Below are 14,383 nucleotides of genomic sequence, written 5' to 3' on the forward strand. Positions count from 1 at the left end.
GTGGACACCAGAGGCGTCCCCTTCCTCAGGGGAGTCAGTTACTGAACTCTAGAGGACTTTGCGACACGACCGATGATTTGATCGTATGTTGGATGAAGCACCGTACTTCCAGGCGTCGGCCTAAGCAATCCTATCGACATTAGTCGTATTATTAACATTAGATGCGACTCATTACTTCTTTAGCTCTATAGTGGACATTAAAAATCAACTACACAGCATATATAAATCACGCGGCAGAAGTATATAACTGTTGAGTCATGGAGGAACCCGTTTTCCCTGTGATCTGAATCTATCAATGGTGTCCGTTGCCCATTCAAGTAATGAATAGTTATTATTAACAATCGCTCCTTTCAGTCCTCCATGGCTATCATATATCCCAACCCAAACCCATTTTTCATCAATAATTATCACTCCATAATTAGGAGTTCTCTCAGTTTTATGCACATCTGTGTGTTTAGCCTCAAGTACTTCCTGAAATTCTGACGGAGATGAAGTAAGGAGATGTTTAACAACATTATCATCTAAAACCAGCTCAGTTTCTACACCTTTATCTATAATATGGTTATAGAATAGTTGCTGAAATATTGGCAACAAAACCGGGGAAAAACCAATAATTGAATCACATCCATTCAACAGACATTCTAGTCGATCGATTGGTGCATGGGGCGCATGTTGTTTAGATAAGATAATGTCAGAATTATATATTTCCGATAATTCGAGTGGTGGTCTGGGATCGAATGTTTGGAAAAGTGGTCTTGCTTCGGAAATTTTCTTGTATATTTCACATAGATTTTGATATGCGTCAAGTGCAAGTAGCCCATATTGAGTTAGTACATACTTTCCATCTTGATAGTCAAGGACATTTTCGTTCCTAAGGTGACGGATCGCACGATCTATGGTTGATCTTGAGATGTCTAAAGAAGATTCAAGGTCATTTTTATCCATATTCTCTTCACGAATTTCTTGAAGAAGCGTGGCACGTCGGGCGATACTATTGAGAAGCGGGGGGTCAATCGCTTCGCGCATAGACGTTCTATTAACTGAGATGAATGGAAATAAATGTTATCCTACCTAACACTATAGATAGATTTATTATATATTAGCCAGGTCTTGACCATCATTCGTTTAATACACATATCCCAGTATCTTGTCTGGAATCCGTGTTATGAGAAACTAATCATTAGTTAATGTTAATATGTGTGTACTATTCATGGCAAATGTAGGTGTGAAACGATGAGAAAATACGAGAATTCCGCAATCACAAAGAATAGCCGACGCAGGTTCATAAAGGGAATTGGCGCTTTAAGTATAGGGGGATTGGGTATTGCCCAAACAGACAAAGTTGCAGCTAAGAATGGTGTCAAAAAATTCGTTGGTCACACTTATGATCCGGTTACTCATGAGATCTTTGGACCCGCGACAGCCAAACTCAATCGAACGCCAGTTGGGGTTCGGGGAATTTTGAAAACACAAGACCGGAAAATTCAGCTAAAGCTCAATAACCCAAATATTTCTTCAGCCCCAAAGGAAATGGTTGAACACAGTCCTCATAATCAACCACTGACCTTCAAGACAGTACATAAATATAAAAATAAACCAGATATAACGGTAAGTCTGTCCTCCGCAAACGGCATTACCGGATATTACAGCTTATCAACTGAAAAGACTCAAACCGCGTTTAAGCTCTCAAAGGTCGAGCGTCATGGCTCAGTAACTGCTACGGACAAAGCTGCAACAAATGGAATTCAAATGAAAAAAAATCAAACAAACATCCCATAAGGGTGATTTCCAATGAAAGACGTTGGTGGAATTGAAGGTTTTGAAATTGCGCCTGTTTTAGAATGGGAACATGCTGGCCACACCAAAACAGACCAATACTGGTACGCAGCTGGTACCCATGGTCGGAATGACTTGGGAGATCACGGCTATGACGAAATTAGCAATGGTGGTATTAACCGGTGGCATACTCAGAGTTGGTTTGGTGAATGGACCGGGAGTTCTTGGCGACCGGACCGTCCACGTGATCCTACTGAATCTGGAACAGATTCACATACTGGGTTCAGAGGGAGTCATTATCGGGTAGAAGTCAAGAAGACTAATACTCCTGATGGCGATAAAGATAAGCTAGTCCGATTCACCGATCCAGAGCCAGAATATACCACTTCCTCCGATTATACGTTTTCAGGGAGTATAGGCGTCGGTATCGGCCCGTTCAATATCTCAGCATCTGGGGAACCACTATCTATTGAGTTCGGGTCTGGTGGAACTACTATAACTATGGATGACGAAACTAACCCTGATACGCCCGACCAGGCGTACGATTATATAAGCTGGGATATAGAAAGTGATGGTGCTTCATGGTATAACTATGCAACCAGTCAAGAACAAAGTCCTGGTGTGAAGTTCAATATCGAAAGTAATGGAATTCAACATACTGATTACGACGATCCTTATAGCGATAAGGACTTCACTATTCAGGCAGAGGCCCAGGGCAAATATATGTATGTAGACCAATACATGGATTATATCTTTACCGAGACACCAAATCTTATCTGGTACAACGGTGTTAATGTTGTTTAGAAATTAATAACCCAAATCATTTGTATTTTGGAGTATAAGGAAATATCATGTCCCCACTGTCTCGGCGGTCCACCCTCCAGCTCAGCCTGATGTCACTTGCTACCGTGATAAGTGGGTGTTCGGTTCTCAGCCGCGGGTCCGAGCAGATTGACTGGACAACAGATAGTATGAATGATGATATAGCATCACCACCCGTACTCGGAGACGACCGTGTCTATGTCGCTGTCTCTGAAGGAGATGTTCTTGCGCTTGATGCCAACAGCGGCGAGGTGGACTGGCAGCGGCCCTGGAACGAGTTCATGGCCACCCCTGTCATGTCGGACGGTCGTCTCGTTTCCAGAACGAGATGGGGTGATCTAGTCTGTCTCGATGCGGCTACAGGCGCAGTCGAGTGGAAACGATCGATGCCATCCGCCGGCGGGACCCTACCACCGCCAGTGGTTGAAGACGGGACTGTCTATACTGTCACTTCCGAGGACAGTCGTGCAGTATCACTAGAGGACGGCGAGATCCGTTGGCAACAGTCGTTTTCGGAAGCCCAATCAGCCGACGCGAGTGATATTGTGGCCAATGGCAGGCCGCTCGTGTCCGATGGTGTCCTCTATCAGAAGACTGGGCCCACTGACGGCGGGGAATTCAGCGCCCTCGATGCTACGAGCGGCGAGGTCCTGTGGACGGCTACGACGGATACACAGGAGGCCAGGTACAGCATTCGGTACTCGCCAGCTGTCGATTCCTCGCACGTGTTTGTGGGCACGGAAGGCGGCACGCTTCACGCGTTCGACCGCGACACTGGCGACGAAGCGTTCACCATCGAGGTCGACGGCCCGACGACATCTCCGACAATCGCCGACGGTCGCCTGTTTTTCGGGTCAGGGCCGACAGCAGCCCCAAGCACACTCTATGCCGTTAATCCAGCCGATGGCTCTGAGCACTGGAGCCGATCAGTGTACGGGACTCAGTGGTATGCAAACCCGACGGTGAGCGATGGCACGGTATATATCGGTCACTGGGCCGGGGACGGTCCGGACAAACCGCCGCGTGTCGTCGGATTCGATGTGGCCTCGGGAGCGGAAATCGGGGCGATCCCGGTGGGTGCGAACGTGACTGCGAAGCTCACAGTCGATGACGAACACGTATACGCTCCGGCAGGAAACCGACTTGCAGCGATCAATGTGACCGCATTCCGGGGATGACTAAGCGAATGCGAGAATTGCGTCTGCCCACGTCATGAACCGTCGCTGGCGGGAAAACGCATATACTGCGTGTGCGCGTAGGTGCATGCACGGGTGGTAATGCCATGCCAAACATGACGATCCGCGTCCCCGACGACCTGAAGGACTCTCTCGACGAACATCCTGAAATAAACTGGAGTGCAGTAGCCCGCCAGTCCATGCGGGAATATCTCGCCCGGCTGAACGTCGCCAACGAGATCGCGTCCCGAAGTGAACTTTCCGAAGAAGACGCCCACGAACTGAGCGAGGACGTGAAAGCTGACATTGCAGCCCGGTACCGTGATGGCGAATGAAGATAGTCTGTGATACGAACGTCGTCTTCTCGGCGTTGATTGCCGGTGGCAAGACTCACGAACTCGTCGAACGTTTCGACTGAGCGGCCGCGAGCGACACGCTTACGGCGCGCGCCCGACCAGTCCCGGCATGGACCGCAAGCGGGAACTCACCAGCGTGGACTGTGCCGCACTCGCCGGGGAACTCCGGGCGTTCGTCGGCGCGTACCACGAGAAATCCTATCTCTACGACGACGATCTGCTTCGCCTCAAGCTGAGCGGCCCGAACTTCGGTCGGATCGAGTTACTGATCGAAGTCGACGATCCCAAACGCGTGCACACGGTCGCCCCGGAGCGAGTCCCGGACGCGCCCGAGCGCCCGCCGAACTTCGCGATGATGCTGCGAAATCGACTCGAGGGCGCACAGCTCGCGAGTGTCGAGCAGTTCGAGTTCGACCGCATCCTCCAGCTTCGCTTCGAGCGGAGCGACGACCACACGACGATCATCGCCGAGCTGTTCGGCGACGGCAATCTCGCCGTCCTCGACGAGACCGACACCGTCATCGATTCTCTGGAGACCGTCCGGCTCCAGTCCCGGACGGTCACGCCGGGCTCGCGATACGAATTCCCGTCGGCACGGTTCAACCCACTCACCGTCGAGTACGAGACTTTCGTCGAGCGAATGCGCCAGTCAGACGCCGACGTGGTCCGGACGCTCGCCACCCAGCTCAACTTCGGCGGGCTCTACGGCGAGGAACTCTGCTCGCGGGCCGGCGTTTCCTACAATCAGGCCATCGAGGAGACCACCGACGTGGAGTTCGAGGCGCTGTACGACGCCGTCAGCGATCTCTCCGAACGCCTCCGCGAGGGCGATCTCGACCCGCGACTCTACGTCGAGGCCGACGACCAGGAGACGCCCGTCGACGTGACGCCGGTGCCGCTGGTCGAGTACGAAGACAAGCCGAGCGAGGCCTTCGACTCGTTCAACGACGCCCTCGAGGAGTATTTCCTCGGCTTAGAACAGGAACCCGACGAGGAAGAAACGGGTTCGAATCGACCCGGCTTCGAAGCGGAGATCGAGAAACAAAAGCGGATCATCGCCCAGCAGGAGGGGGCCATCGAGGACTTCGAGGAGGAAGCCGCGGCCGAACGCGAGAAGGCCGAACTCCTCTATGCGAACTACGACCTCGTCGACGAGGTCCTTTCGACGATCCAGGACGCCAGAGCGGCCGACACTCCCTGGGCGGAGATCGAGGAAACGCTTTCGGCCGGCAAGGACCAGGGGATCCCGGCCGCCGAGGCCGTCAGCGACGTCGACGGCAGCGAGGGGACGGTCACGGTGCAGATCGACGACCACCGGATCGAACTCGACGCCGATACCGGTGTCGAAAAGAACGCAGACCGCCTCTACCAGGAGGCAAAGCGCATCGAGGACAAGAAGGCCGGTGCGAAGGAAGCGATCGAGAACACCCGCGAGCAACTCGAAGCCGTCAAACAACGGCGCGAGGCGTGGGAGGCCAGCGACGGGAACGATGGTGGCGACGGGAGCGGAGACACCGACGAGGACGACCAGGAGGACATCGACTGGCTCGCCCGCGAGTCGATCCCTATCCGGACGAGCGAGGAGTGGTACGAACACTTCCGGTGGTTCCACACGAGCGATGGTTTCCTCGTGATCGGCGGTCGGAACGCCGACCAGAACGAGGAACTCGTCAAGAAGTACCTCGATCGGGGCGACCTGTTCTTCCACACCCAGGCCCACGGCGCGCCGGCGACGATCCTGAAGGCGACCGGACCGAGCGAGGCCCCGCCGGACGACATCTCGATCCCTGAGTCCAGTCGCGAGGAGGCTGCCCAGTTCGCCATCTCCTACTCGACGCTCTGGAAGGACGGGAAATATGCCGGTGACGTCTACTGCGTCGAACACGATCAGGTCACCAAGACGCCCGAGAGCGGCGAGTACTTAGAGAAGGGGAGTTTCGCCATCCGGGGCGAGCGGACCTACTACGACGACACCCCGGTCGGCGTGGCCGTCGGGATCACCTGCGAACCCGAGACGCGCGTGATTGGCGGCCCGCCGAGCGCGATTTCGGGGCAGGCAGAGACTGCGATCGAGGTCGAGCCGGGCCGGTACGCCCAGAACGACATCGCCAAGCGACTCTATCGGGAGTTCAAGGGCCGGTTCGCCGACGATACCTTCGTCCGAAAAGTCGCCAGCCCGGATTTGATCCAGGAGTTCCTGCCGGCGGGTGGCAGCCGGATGGTCGGGGAGTGAGTGCGGCGGAAGCGATGAGCTTTTGTCGTATCGCAATCCTGTCACAGTCATGGTCGAGTGGGTCTACCCCGCGTTCACGCTTTTTGGCGCGCTGATCTTCGGGCTGGCACTGTCCCACGCCTGGCCCGACCGACGTCGAACGACGATGGTCGTGTCCGGACTGGCCTACGGGCTACTCTTAGAGCAGTTGACGATCCTCGCCTACGACGCCTACAGCTATCCCGTCGGGGAGTACCTCGTCACGCTGGCCGATGTGCCGCTGGCGATCGGCTTGCTGTGGGCATCCGTCCTCTACGCTGGCTATGTGACCGCGCGGAACGGTGGACTGACCGGAATCGCGGCCGCGCTGTTCGTCGCACTGTTCGCATTGCACGTCGACCTGGCGATCGACGCCGTCGCGATCCGCGTCCCCTACTGGGAATGGGGCCGATGGGGCGAATGGTTCGGCGTCCCGCTTGGCAACTTCGTTGGCTGGTTCTGGGTCGCCGTCGCCTACGGGGGCTGGTGGTGGTTCGTCGAACGTCAGTGGCCGGATCTCAGCCGGATGGCCACTGGGGCGGCCGTCGTCGGTGGCGTCGTCGTGCCGACAGGTGGGCTGATGGTGGCCCTGGCAGTGTACGACGTCCTGGTGTTCCCGACAGCGGGGCTCCTCGTCGGGACCGCCGGGACCGTGGCGCTGGCGATTGCCATCGTGATGCGAGCGGGCTGGCAGCCCCACGCCCCGCCGACACCGATCGCTGCGATTCCTGTCGTCACGCACGTGTTCTTTCTCGGCGTCGCCCTGTGGCTCGGGTACGGACAGCCACTGATCGCCATGGGCCTCGTCATGCTCTCGGTCTCCGTGCTCGTCCACCTGCCGCCCGAACCGCTCGACCGGCTTCGAAACGCGTGATACAGAATCGCCGGTCATTGTGGGTGGGCCAGGCACAGCGTTGCATGACGAACCAGCAGGCACTTACTCGACGCTCGCCGACCCGAGTACATGCGCATCGCCGAGCGGGAGCGCGTCGAGGGCGGGCGCGAGCGCCTGACGCTCGTCCCCGAGAGCCTCGACGACCTCTGGCATCTCACCTACGTGATCGAGCCGGGCGATCGGGTCGCTGGCGATACGACCCGACGTATCCAGCGCAACGACGACCAGATGCGGGACACGGGTGGCGAGCGAGAACACATCTGGGCGGCCCTCGAGGTCGACGACATCGAGTTCGCCCGGTTCGCCGATCGCCTCCGGGTCAGCGGCGTGATCGCCGACTGCTCGCGGGAGGACCAACTCGGGCAGCATCACACGATCAACGTCGAGCAACACGACGAAATCGATGTCGAGAAGGACTGGAAGCCCGACCAGCTGGATCGGATCGAGGAGGCGGTCGAGGCGACCGACGTCCCCGACGTGGCGATTGTCACCGTCGAGGAGGGCCAGGCCTACGTCCACACGGTCGCCCAGTACGGGACCGAGGAACGCGCCTCGATCTCGGGGCCGACCGGGAAGGGGGAGTACGCCCGTCCGCGCGAGGAGTTGTTCGGGGAACTCACGGAGGTCCTGAAGCGAACTGACGCCGACGCGATCATCCTCGCCGGGCCGGGGTTCACCAAACAGGACGCCCTGGAGTACATCCAGGACGAGGCCCCGGACGTGGCCGACTCGATCCGAACGGTCGATACCAGCGCTGTCGGCGATCGGGGCGTCCACGAAGTGCTCAAACGTGGCGCGGTCGAGGACGTCCAGGAAGAGACTCGCATCGCCGAGGAGGCGACGCTGATCGACGAGTTGATGGAACGGATCGCGACGGGCGCGAAAGTATCCTACGGTCCGAATTCGGTGGCCGAAGCGGCCGAGTACGGCGCAATCGAGCACTTGCTCGTTCTGGACGAACCGCTCCGGCGGGCACGTGACGAGGGCGACCAGTGGGACATCGACGTCGATCGCGTCATCGAGCGGACCGAACAGCAGGGCGGCGACGTAACGGTATTTTCACGCGAGTTCGACCCCGGTCAGCAACTTTCGAACCTCGGCGGAATCGCCGCGCTGTTGCGCTACCGCCTCGAGTGACTGTCAATGCACTTTCCAAAACGGTTTTTTGATGTGGGTATGATGTTCATGGGACGGAGTATACTCACTGTAGATGTCCTTCGAGAAACAGCCAGATTTCGCCAGCCAGGTCGCCGATCTGAACCGGTACGGGCAAGCGCTCAACAGCTGTGAAAGCGTCGACGAGGTCGTCTCGCTCACGCTGGAAGCGGTGTCACTACTGTTTGACTTTCCCTACGCGACGTTCGTAGAGGTCCGCAACGGTGACCCGGAGATCGCCGACAGTACGAACCCGAACCTCGATCCCGAGGAGACGGCGACCGACGTCGTGAGTCGGGCCATCGAAACCGGCGAGACGGTCCGTCAGACTGGCCCAGCGGCCGGCGCTACCGATAACTCAGACGTGACTGCCACGCTCGCGGTTCCGGCGAGTATCGTCGACGAGGTCATCGTCGTCCTGGTCACACGAGCGACATCTACCGACGAGATCGGCGCAGAGCACGCCGAACCCCTCGAGATACTGGCTTCACACGCAGCGACGGCGATCAGTAACATTCGATCGCGCGAGGAACTCGAACGCGCCCGACAGGACCTCGAGACGCGCAAGGAGATGATCGAACTGTACGACCGACTGCTCCGACACGATCTCGGAAACGATCTCCAGGTCATCACCGGATTCACCGACTTCGTGGCTGACAACGTCGAGGACGACGACACGGTGGAGTACGTCGAACGCATCCAGCGCGCGGCCGAGGACGCCGCTGATCTGGTCGAACGCGTCGGCGATCTCGTCTCCACGCTGGAGGAGGCCGACGAACCGGAACCCAAGCCCCTCCGGCGCGAACTCGAAGAGACTGTCGAGGGGGTCGATACGCAGTACGACGATCTCGTGGTCGAGTTCGATCCAGGAGACTTCGAGTATCAGGTCTACGGCGGCGACCTCCTCGATTCGGTGTTCACGAACATCCTCTCGAACGCGGCGATTCACAACGACGACCCAGTGACGGTCTCGATCTATCCCGAACAGCCGGATCCGGGGACGGTCGTCGTCGGCTTCGCGGACGACGGGGATGGCGTTGCCGAGGAGGTCCGCGACGAAATCTTCGAGATGGGTCGAAAGGGACCGGAAAGTGACGGGACCGGCCTCGGACTCGGGTTCGTGCGGGCGCTGACCGAATCCTACGGCGGGACGGTCGAACTCCGAGAGAGCGGGTCTGGTGGGGCCGACTTCCGGGTCGTCCTCGACCGCGCCTGAGAAGTGTGCAGTTCCGTTCAGCCGGGCGGTAGTATTATTCTCCGGGCACCATACTACACAGATATGCCAGCCATCCCCGAGACGTTTCACGATCTCTTCGAGAAGCAGACGTTCGCCCACCTGACGACGATGACTCCCGCGGGAGAGCCACACACGACGCCGGTCTGGATCGACTACGATGCCGAGGCCGACCGAATTCTGGTCAACACCGAACGTGGACGACGCAAGGAGCGAAACGTGGCCCGCGACCCCACGGTCTCGGTGAGCATGACCGACCCGGACAACCCCTATCGGTTTCTGTCGGTGACCGGAGAAGTCGACGCGACGACGACCGACGGCGCGCGCGAACACATCGACGCCCTCGCACAGCGGTACCTGGGCGAGGACGAGTACCCGACACCGATCGAGACCGAGCGGGTCAACCTCCGGATCAGGCCCGACGACGTGATCACTGGCGACGTGGAGTAACCCTCGGTCCTGGGGCCTACAACTCGACGGTCAGCCCGTCGCTAGCCACGGCGACCTTGCCGTCGTAGTGCTCGCGAACCGACGCGATCATCTCCTCGTGATGGCCGTCCGTATGCGGATAGAGGTGTGTAAGATAGAGCGCCCCGACATCGGCGTCTGCGTCGGCGAGCGCGTTCCCGAGCGAGGCAGGCGTCGCATGATTGTCGGTCTCGACGTCGTCGGGGAACGAGCAGTCGTGGACCAGCACGTCGGCCCCGTCGGCCATCGAGAGAATTCCCGGGGACGCCGCCGTATCGCCGCTGAAGACGATCGCTGGCTCGTCCGTCCCGGCCGGCGAGAGTCGGTACCCGAAACCGGCCATCGAGTGTCGTGTCTCCCCCGCCGCCACGTCGAACCCGGCGAGGGTCGTCTCACCGGCCTCGATGTCGGTGACGTCCGGATCGACGTGTTTTCGGAGATAGACGTGGACGTCGAGTAGTTCGTCGAGCAGGGCTTCGGTTCCGGGCGGTCCGGCGATGCTGATCCGAGGCGCGTCCGACAGCCAGCGGGCTTTCAGGAGGGGAAGCAGGTCGGCGACGTGATCGAGATGGTGGTGAGTGAGGATAACGGCGTCGAGCTTGGTGTAGCCGGGTTCGGTCGCCGAAAGCGCGTCGAGGACGCCGCTCCCGCAGTCGAGCAGCAATCTGTCTTCAGTATTTTCGAGCAGCAATCTGTCTTCAGTATTTTCGAGCAGCAATCCGGTCTGATTGCGCTCACCGGTCGGCATGGCGCTGCCGGTGCCCAGGAACGTCAGTCGCATAGAGCGGTGTGTGTTCTCCGGGGGGCAAAAACCTTCTTCGGGAGTCCCGACATCGGCCGCGACCCTCCCGCAGGTTTTTGTTCTGACTCCGGTAAGTACGGCCCAAGTAATGTCCCATCGAGATCGGTATTCGTCCCAGGCAGTCCAGGAGTACTGGCAGTTCGAGTGGGATCGGGCCGACGTCTACTCGTGTCCGGACGACGCCGCGGATCCGACGTACGTCCTTGGGATGTTCCCGTACACGTCGGGGAATCTCCACATGGGCCACGTCCGCAATTACGCGATCACCGACGCGTACGCCCGGTATCGGCGGATGCGTGGCGACGACGTGCTCCAGCCGATGGGGTGGGACGCGTTCGGACTCCCCGCCGAAAACGCCGCCGAACGCCAACTCACTGACCCACAGTCCTGGACGGAAACGTGCATCGAGGACATGCGCGAGGAGATGGACGCGATGGGTTTCGGGTACGACTGGAGTCGGGAATTCACGACCAGCGACCCCGAGTACTACCAGTGGAATCAATGGTTCTTCGAGCAGTTTTACGAGGAGGGCCTCGTGGAGTACGAGGCCGCCGCCGTCAACTGGTGTCCCAACTGCGAGACGGTGCTGGCCGACGCCCAGGTCGAATCAGTTCCTGACGACGCGGACACGACTGGACACGACCACGACACTCCCGCATCGAGCCAGGGCGTCTGCTGGCGGTGTGAGACGCCCGTCGAGACCCGTGAACTCGATCAGTGGTTCTTCACCATCACCGACTACGCCGAGGAGTTACTCGACGGTCTCGAGGACCTGGACGGGTGGCCCGAGAGCGTCCGGGAGATCCAGCGCAACTGGATCGGCAAGCAGGAGGGCGCAGGCGTCACCTTCGAGATCCCGAACTACGGCAACGTCGACGCCTTCACGACTCGACTGGACACGATCTACGGCGCGACCTTCCTCGCGGTCTCGCCGGGCCACGACCTCGCCCGGGAGCTGGCCGACGACGTCGACGCCGTCGCGGCATATCTCGACGGCGCGCGCGGCCGATCGGACGAAAAGCGACGGTCGACAGCCAGTGGCGTCGACACCGGCGTCCACGCGATCCATCCGCTGACCGGCGAGGAACTCCCGATCTACGTCGCCGAGTACGTCCTCGACGACGTCGGAACTGGGGCCGTCATGGGCGTGCCCGCACACAACGAGCGCGATCACGCCTTCGCGAGCGAACACGACCTCCCGATCGAGGCGGTGGTGAAACCTGCAGACGCCGAGGAACACGACGTCACGTCGAGTGCGTACACCGGTGGTGGCACACTCGAAAACAGCGACGACTACGACGGACTCGATGCCGAAACGGCCCGCGAGCGGTTGCTCGCCGACCTCGCGTGTGCCGAATCGTCGGTCACCTACCGGCTGCGTGATTGGCTCATCTCCCGCCAGCGCTACTGGGGGACGCCGATCCCGGTCGTCCACTGCGAGGAGTGTGGCCCTGTTCTGGTTCCCGAGGCGAAACTGCCGGTCGAGCTCCCCGAGTACGAACCGACGGCCGGGAACCCGCTGGCCGAGAACGACGAGTTCGTCGAGACGACGTGTCCCGAGTGTGGCGCGGACGCCCGCCGGGAGACCGACACGATGGACACGTTCGTCGACTCGTCGTGGTACTACCTGCGATTCCTCTCGGCCGTGGCGAGGGACGCACCGTTCGACACAGACCAGGCTGGCGAGTGGCTCCCTGTCGACGTCTACGTCGGCGGCGAGGAACACGCCGTCCTCCACCTGCTTTACATCCGGTTTTTCGCGCGCGTCCTGGCCGATCTCGGCGTCCTCGAGGCGCGCGAGCCAGTCGAGCGACTCGTCAACCAGGGGACGGTGCTACACGGCGGCGAGAAGATGTCGACAGCGAAGGGCAACGTCATCACACCCCACGAGTACGGCCCGGAGACGACACGGCTGTTCGTCCTCGGAGCCGCTCACCCGCGCCAGGACTTCGAGTGGACCGCCAAGGACGTGAGTTCGGCATACGATCTCCAGCAACAGCTCTACGGGATGGTGCAGGCCTTCACCGAGCGCGAGACAGACAGGAGTGAACGCGAGCCCAGAGACGACTACCTCGACCGGGAGATCGACCGAACGATCGCCGCCACGACCGCGGAGTTCGAGGCGTTCCGGTTTCACCGCGCGATCTCCGAGATTCGTTCACTCGCGGGCGTCCTCGGGCAGTACGCCGAGGCGGGACCGGTCCACGATACCGTCTATCGTCGCGGGCTCGAGACGATCACCGCACTGATCGTGCCGATCACGCCGTACCTGGCCGAGGAACTCTGGAACCGGCTTCGGTGTGACGGCCTGGCCGTCGAGGCCGACTGGCCCGAGCCGGCGGCGACGGTCGGTGACTACCGGATCGAGCGCTCGTTGATCGAGACGACCCGGGCGGACGTCCGGGACATCTGTGAGGTCGCCGGAATCGACGATCCCGGCGAGATTACGCTCGTCGTCGCCCCGGCGTGGAAGTATCGCGCTTACGAAACAGTTCGACAGGCCGATCCAGAGGGGGCGGTCGTGAGTCAGGCCCTCGAGGACGACCGCGTCGCCGATCACCGGGACGCGGCCGGGCCGTACCTCGCCGACCTGGAGGAACGTCGCCGGTCGCTGGAACCAGTCCTGGAACCGGCTGAAGAGCGCTCCATCCTCGAACGGGCGGGGTGGCTCCTCCGTGAGGAGTTCGAGGCACCAGTCAGCGTCCACACTGCCGAGGAGATATCCGACGACGAACTGGCCGAGCGAGCCGAACCCGGCAAACCCGCGATCCACATCGGGTGAGTAGCTGTTATTCCGACGCCTCAACGGTCAACAGACGAGTCTCGATGTAGCGATCGAGTTCCCGTCGAGTCTGTGCAAGCGAGTCCCACTGGCCTAATGTGACACATCGATCGAGCGCGCCGTACAGCGTCGAATAGATGTACTCGGCCGTCTGCTCGGCCGCGACGGTTTCGAAGACGCCCTCCTCGATGCCTGCCTCGATCGTTGCTGTAATATCATCTACGATGAGGGCGTCCGAGCGTTCGAACTGCTCGCGGTAGACGGGTTGATGCGGCGTCTGGGCGCGCATCTCCAGTAACGCCTGGAAGAACTGTCGGCGTTCCACGTCCGGATCGACGGGGGCGAGTTTGTCGAGCAGCGCCTCGAGCCGTTCTCGCGGTTCCGTCACTGTCGTCGCTCGCAAGTCCGCCTCGAGTCGATCGAGGAGATAGGACAGGAAGTCCGCGAGCAAGTCGTCCTTGTCGTCGTAGTGGTAGTAAAGCAGCGACTGACTCTTCTCGAACTCCTCGCCGATCCGGGAGATCGTCGTCCCGGCGTAGCCGTGGGCACGGAGTGCCCGGTAGGTCGCCGCCATGATCGCTTCCTCCGTCGTCTCTGTCGTCTCGAACCACTCAGTCATCGTGGATCAATGTCTGACGGAGCGGCCAATGCCGGTCGCCACTGGCTG

The 14,383-nt window shown here is 59.7% G+C and carries 13 protein-coding genes; 10 read left to right on the plus strand and 3 right to left on the minus strand.

All coding sequences use genetic code 11. The features are described from left to right. Window positions 1-255 precede the first annotated feature (255 nt). A complete protein-coding gene (locus HTIA_RS16445) occupies window positions 256-1,026 on the minus strand; it encodes a helix-turn-helix transcriptional regulator (protein ID WP_021029783.1) in 771 nt (256 codons plus the stop codon). A gap of 207 nt (window positions 1,027-1,233) precedes the next feature. Between HTIA_RS16445 and HTIA_RS16450 the strand changes: the two genes are divergently transcribed. The 9 genes from HTIA_RS16450 to HTIA_RS12765 all read left to right on the plus strand — a co-directional run bounded on the left by HTIA_RS16450 (window position 1,234) and on the right by HTIA_RS12765 (window position 10,114). Beyond that, window positions 1,234-1,779, plus strand: coding sequence for a hypothetical protein (locus HTIA_RS16450; RefSeq protein WP_148290964.1), 546 nt, complete (start codon window positions 1,234-1,236; stop codon window positions 1,777-1,779). Window positions 1,780-1,791: 12 nt separating this feature from the next. Further along, the gene (locus HTIA_RS16455; protein WP_148290965.1) at window positions 1,792-2,580 is read left to right on the plus strand and encodes a hypothetical protein; all 789 of its coding nucleotides are present in this window, start codon (window positions 1,792-1,794) and stop codon (window positions 2,578-2,580) included. 89 nt (window positions 2,581-2,669) lie between these two features. Beyond that, window positions 2,670-3,776, plus strand: a complete 1,107-nt coding sequence (locus tag HTIA_RS15970) for an outer membrane protein assembly factor BamB family protein (RefSeq protein WP_080503705.1) — start codon at window positions 2,670-2,672, stop codon at window positions 3,774-3,776. A gap of 104 nt (window positions 3,777-3,880) precedes the next feature. Further along, window positions 3,881-4,108, plus strand: a complete 228-nt coding sequence (locus HTIA_RS12740; RefSeq protein WP_020936432.1) for a hypothetical protein — start codon at window positions 3,881-3,883, stop codon at window positions 4,106-4,108. A 130-nt stretch (window positions 4,109-4,238) separates the two neighbouring features. Further along, complete coding sequence (gene rqcH, locus HTIA_RS12745) at window positions 4,239-6,362, plus strand: ribosome rescue protein RqcH (protein WP_008528073.1); 2,124 nt, start codon at window positions 4,239-4,241, stop codon at window positions 6,360-6,362. Between the two features lie 49 nt (window positions 6,363-6,411). Next, window positions 6,412-7,254 (plus strand): carotenoid biosynthesis protein, encoded by an 843-nt coding sequence (locus HTIA_RS12750; RefSeq protein WP_008528074.1) that lies wholly within the window; start codon window positions 6,412-6,414, stop codon window positions 7,252-7,254. 90 nt (window positions 7,255-7,344) lie between these two features. Continuing rightward, window positions 7,345-8,412, plus strand: coding sequence for an mRNA surveillance protein pelota (locus HTIA_RS12755; RefSeq protein WP_008528075.1), 1,068 nt, complete (start codon window positions 7,345-7,347; stop codon window positions 8,410-8,412). Between the two features lie 73 nt (window positions 8,413-8,485). Further along, entirely contained in the window at window positions 8,486-9,646 is a 1,161-nt protein-coding gene (locus HTIA_RS12760; RefSeq protein WP_008528076.1) for a sensor histidine kinase, read from the plus strand. Window positions 9,647-9,709: 63 nt separating this feature from the next. Beyond that, a complete protein-coding gene (locus HTIA_RS12765; protein ID WP_008528077.1) occupies window positions 9,710-10,114 on the plus strand; it encodes a PPOX class F420-dependent oxidoreductase in 405 nt (134 codons plus the stop codon). A 16-nt stretch (window positions 10,115-10,130) separates the two neighbouring features. Here HTIA_RS12765 and HTIA_RS12770 read toward each other — a convergent pair whose 3' ends face one another. Continuing rightward, window positions 10,131-10,913: an MBL fold metallo-hydrolase gene (locus tag HTIA_RS12770; RefSeq protein WP_008528078.1), complete on the minus strand. Its 783-nt coding sequence runs from the start codon at window positions 10,911-10,913 to the stop codon at window positions 10,131-10,133. 109 nt (window positions 10,914-11,022) lie between these two features. Between HTIA_RS12770 and leuS the strand changes: the two genes are divergently transcribed. Beyond that, window positions 11,023-13,716 carry a leucine--tRNA ligase gene (gene leuS / locus HTIA_RS12775; RefSeq protein WP_008528081.1) on the plus strand — a complete coding sequence of 898 codons (2,694 nt, stop codon included), beginning with the start codon at window positions 11,023-11,025 and terminating at the stop codon, window positions 13,714-13,716. 7 nt (window positions 13,717-13,723) lie between these two features. Here the strand turns inward: leuS and HTIA_RS12780 are convergent, their stop codons facing one another. Further along, entirely contained in the window at window positions 13,724-14,335 is a 612-nt protein-coding gene (locus HTIA_RS12780; protein ID WP_008528082.1) for a TetR/AcrR family transcriptional regulator, read from the minus strand. Window positions 14,336-14,383: the final 48 nt, after the last annotated feature.

This window comes from Halorhabdus tiamatea SARL4B (assembly GCF_000470655.1).
In the GTDB taxonomy this organism is placed as follows: Archaea; Halobacteriota; Halobacteria; order Halobacteriales; family Haloarculaceae; genus Halorhabdus; species Halorhabdus tiamatea.

Coding starts and splice junctions, on each gene's coding strand:
- HTIA_RS16445 (WP_021029783.1), bottom strand. CDS start 1,026: ATGCGCGAAGCGATTGACCCCCCGCTTCTCAATAGTATCGCCCGACGT.
- HTIA_RS16450 (WP_148290964.1), top strand. CDS start 1,234: ATGAGAAAATACGAGAATTCCGCAATCACAAAGAATAGCCGACGCAGG.
- HTIA_RS16455 (WP_148290965.1), top strand. CDS start 1,792: ATGAAAGACGTTGGTGGAATTGAAGGTTTTGAAATTGCGCCTGTTTTA.
- HTIA_RS15970 (WP_080503705.1), top strand. CDS start 2,670: ATGTCACTTGCTACCGTGATAAGTGGGTGTTCGGTTCTCAGCCGCGGG.
- HTIA_RS12740 (WP_020936432.1), top strand. CDS start 3,881: ATGCCAAACATGACGATCCGCGTCCCCGACGACCTGAAGGACTCTCTC.
- rqcH (WP_008528073.1), top strand. CDS start 4,239: ATGGACCGCAAGCGGGAACTCACCAGCGTGGACTGTGCCGCACTCGCC.
- HTIA_RS12750 (WP_008528074.1), top strand. CDS start 6,412: ATGGTCGAGTGGGTCTACCCCGCGTTCACGCTTTTTGGCGCGCTGATC.
- HTIA_RS12755 (WP_008528075.1), top strand. CDS start 7,345: ATGCGCATCGCCGAGCGGGAGCGCGTCGAGGGCGGGCGCGAGCGCCTG.
- HTIA_RS12760 (WP_008528076.1), top strand. CDS start 8,486: ATGTCCTTCGAGAAACAGCCAGATTTCGCCAGCCAGGTCGCCGATCTG.
- HTIA_RS12765 (WP_008528077.1), top strand. CDS start 9,710: ATGCCAGCCATCCCCGAGACGTTTCACGATCTCTTCGAGAAGCAGACG.
- HTIA_RS12770 (WP_008528078.1), bottom strand. CDS start 10,913: ATGCGACTGACGTTCCTGGGCACCGGCAGCGCCATGCCGACCGGTGAG.
- leuS (WP_008528081.1), top strand. CDS start 11,023: ATGTCCCATCGAGATCGGTATTCGTCCCAGGCAGTCCAGGAGTACTGG.
- HTIA_RS12780 (WP_008528082.1), bottom strand. CDS start 14,335: ATGACTGAGTGGTTCGAGACGACAGAGACGACGGAGGAAGCGATCATG.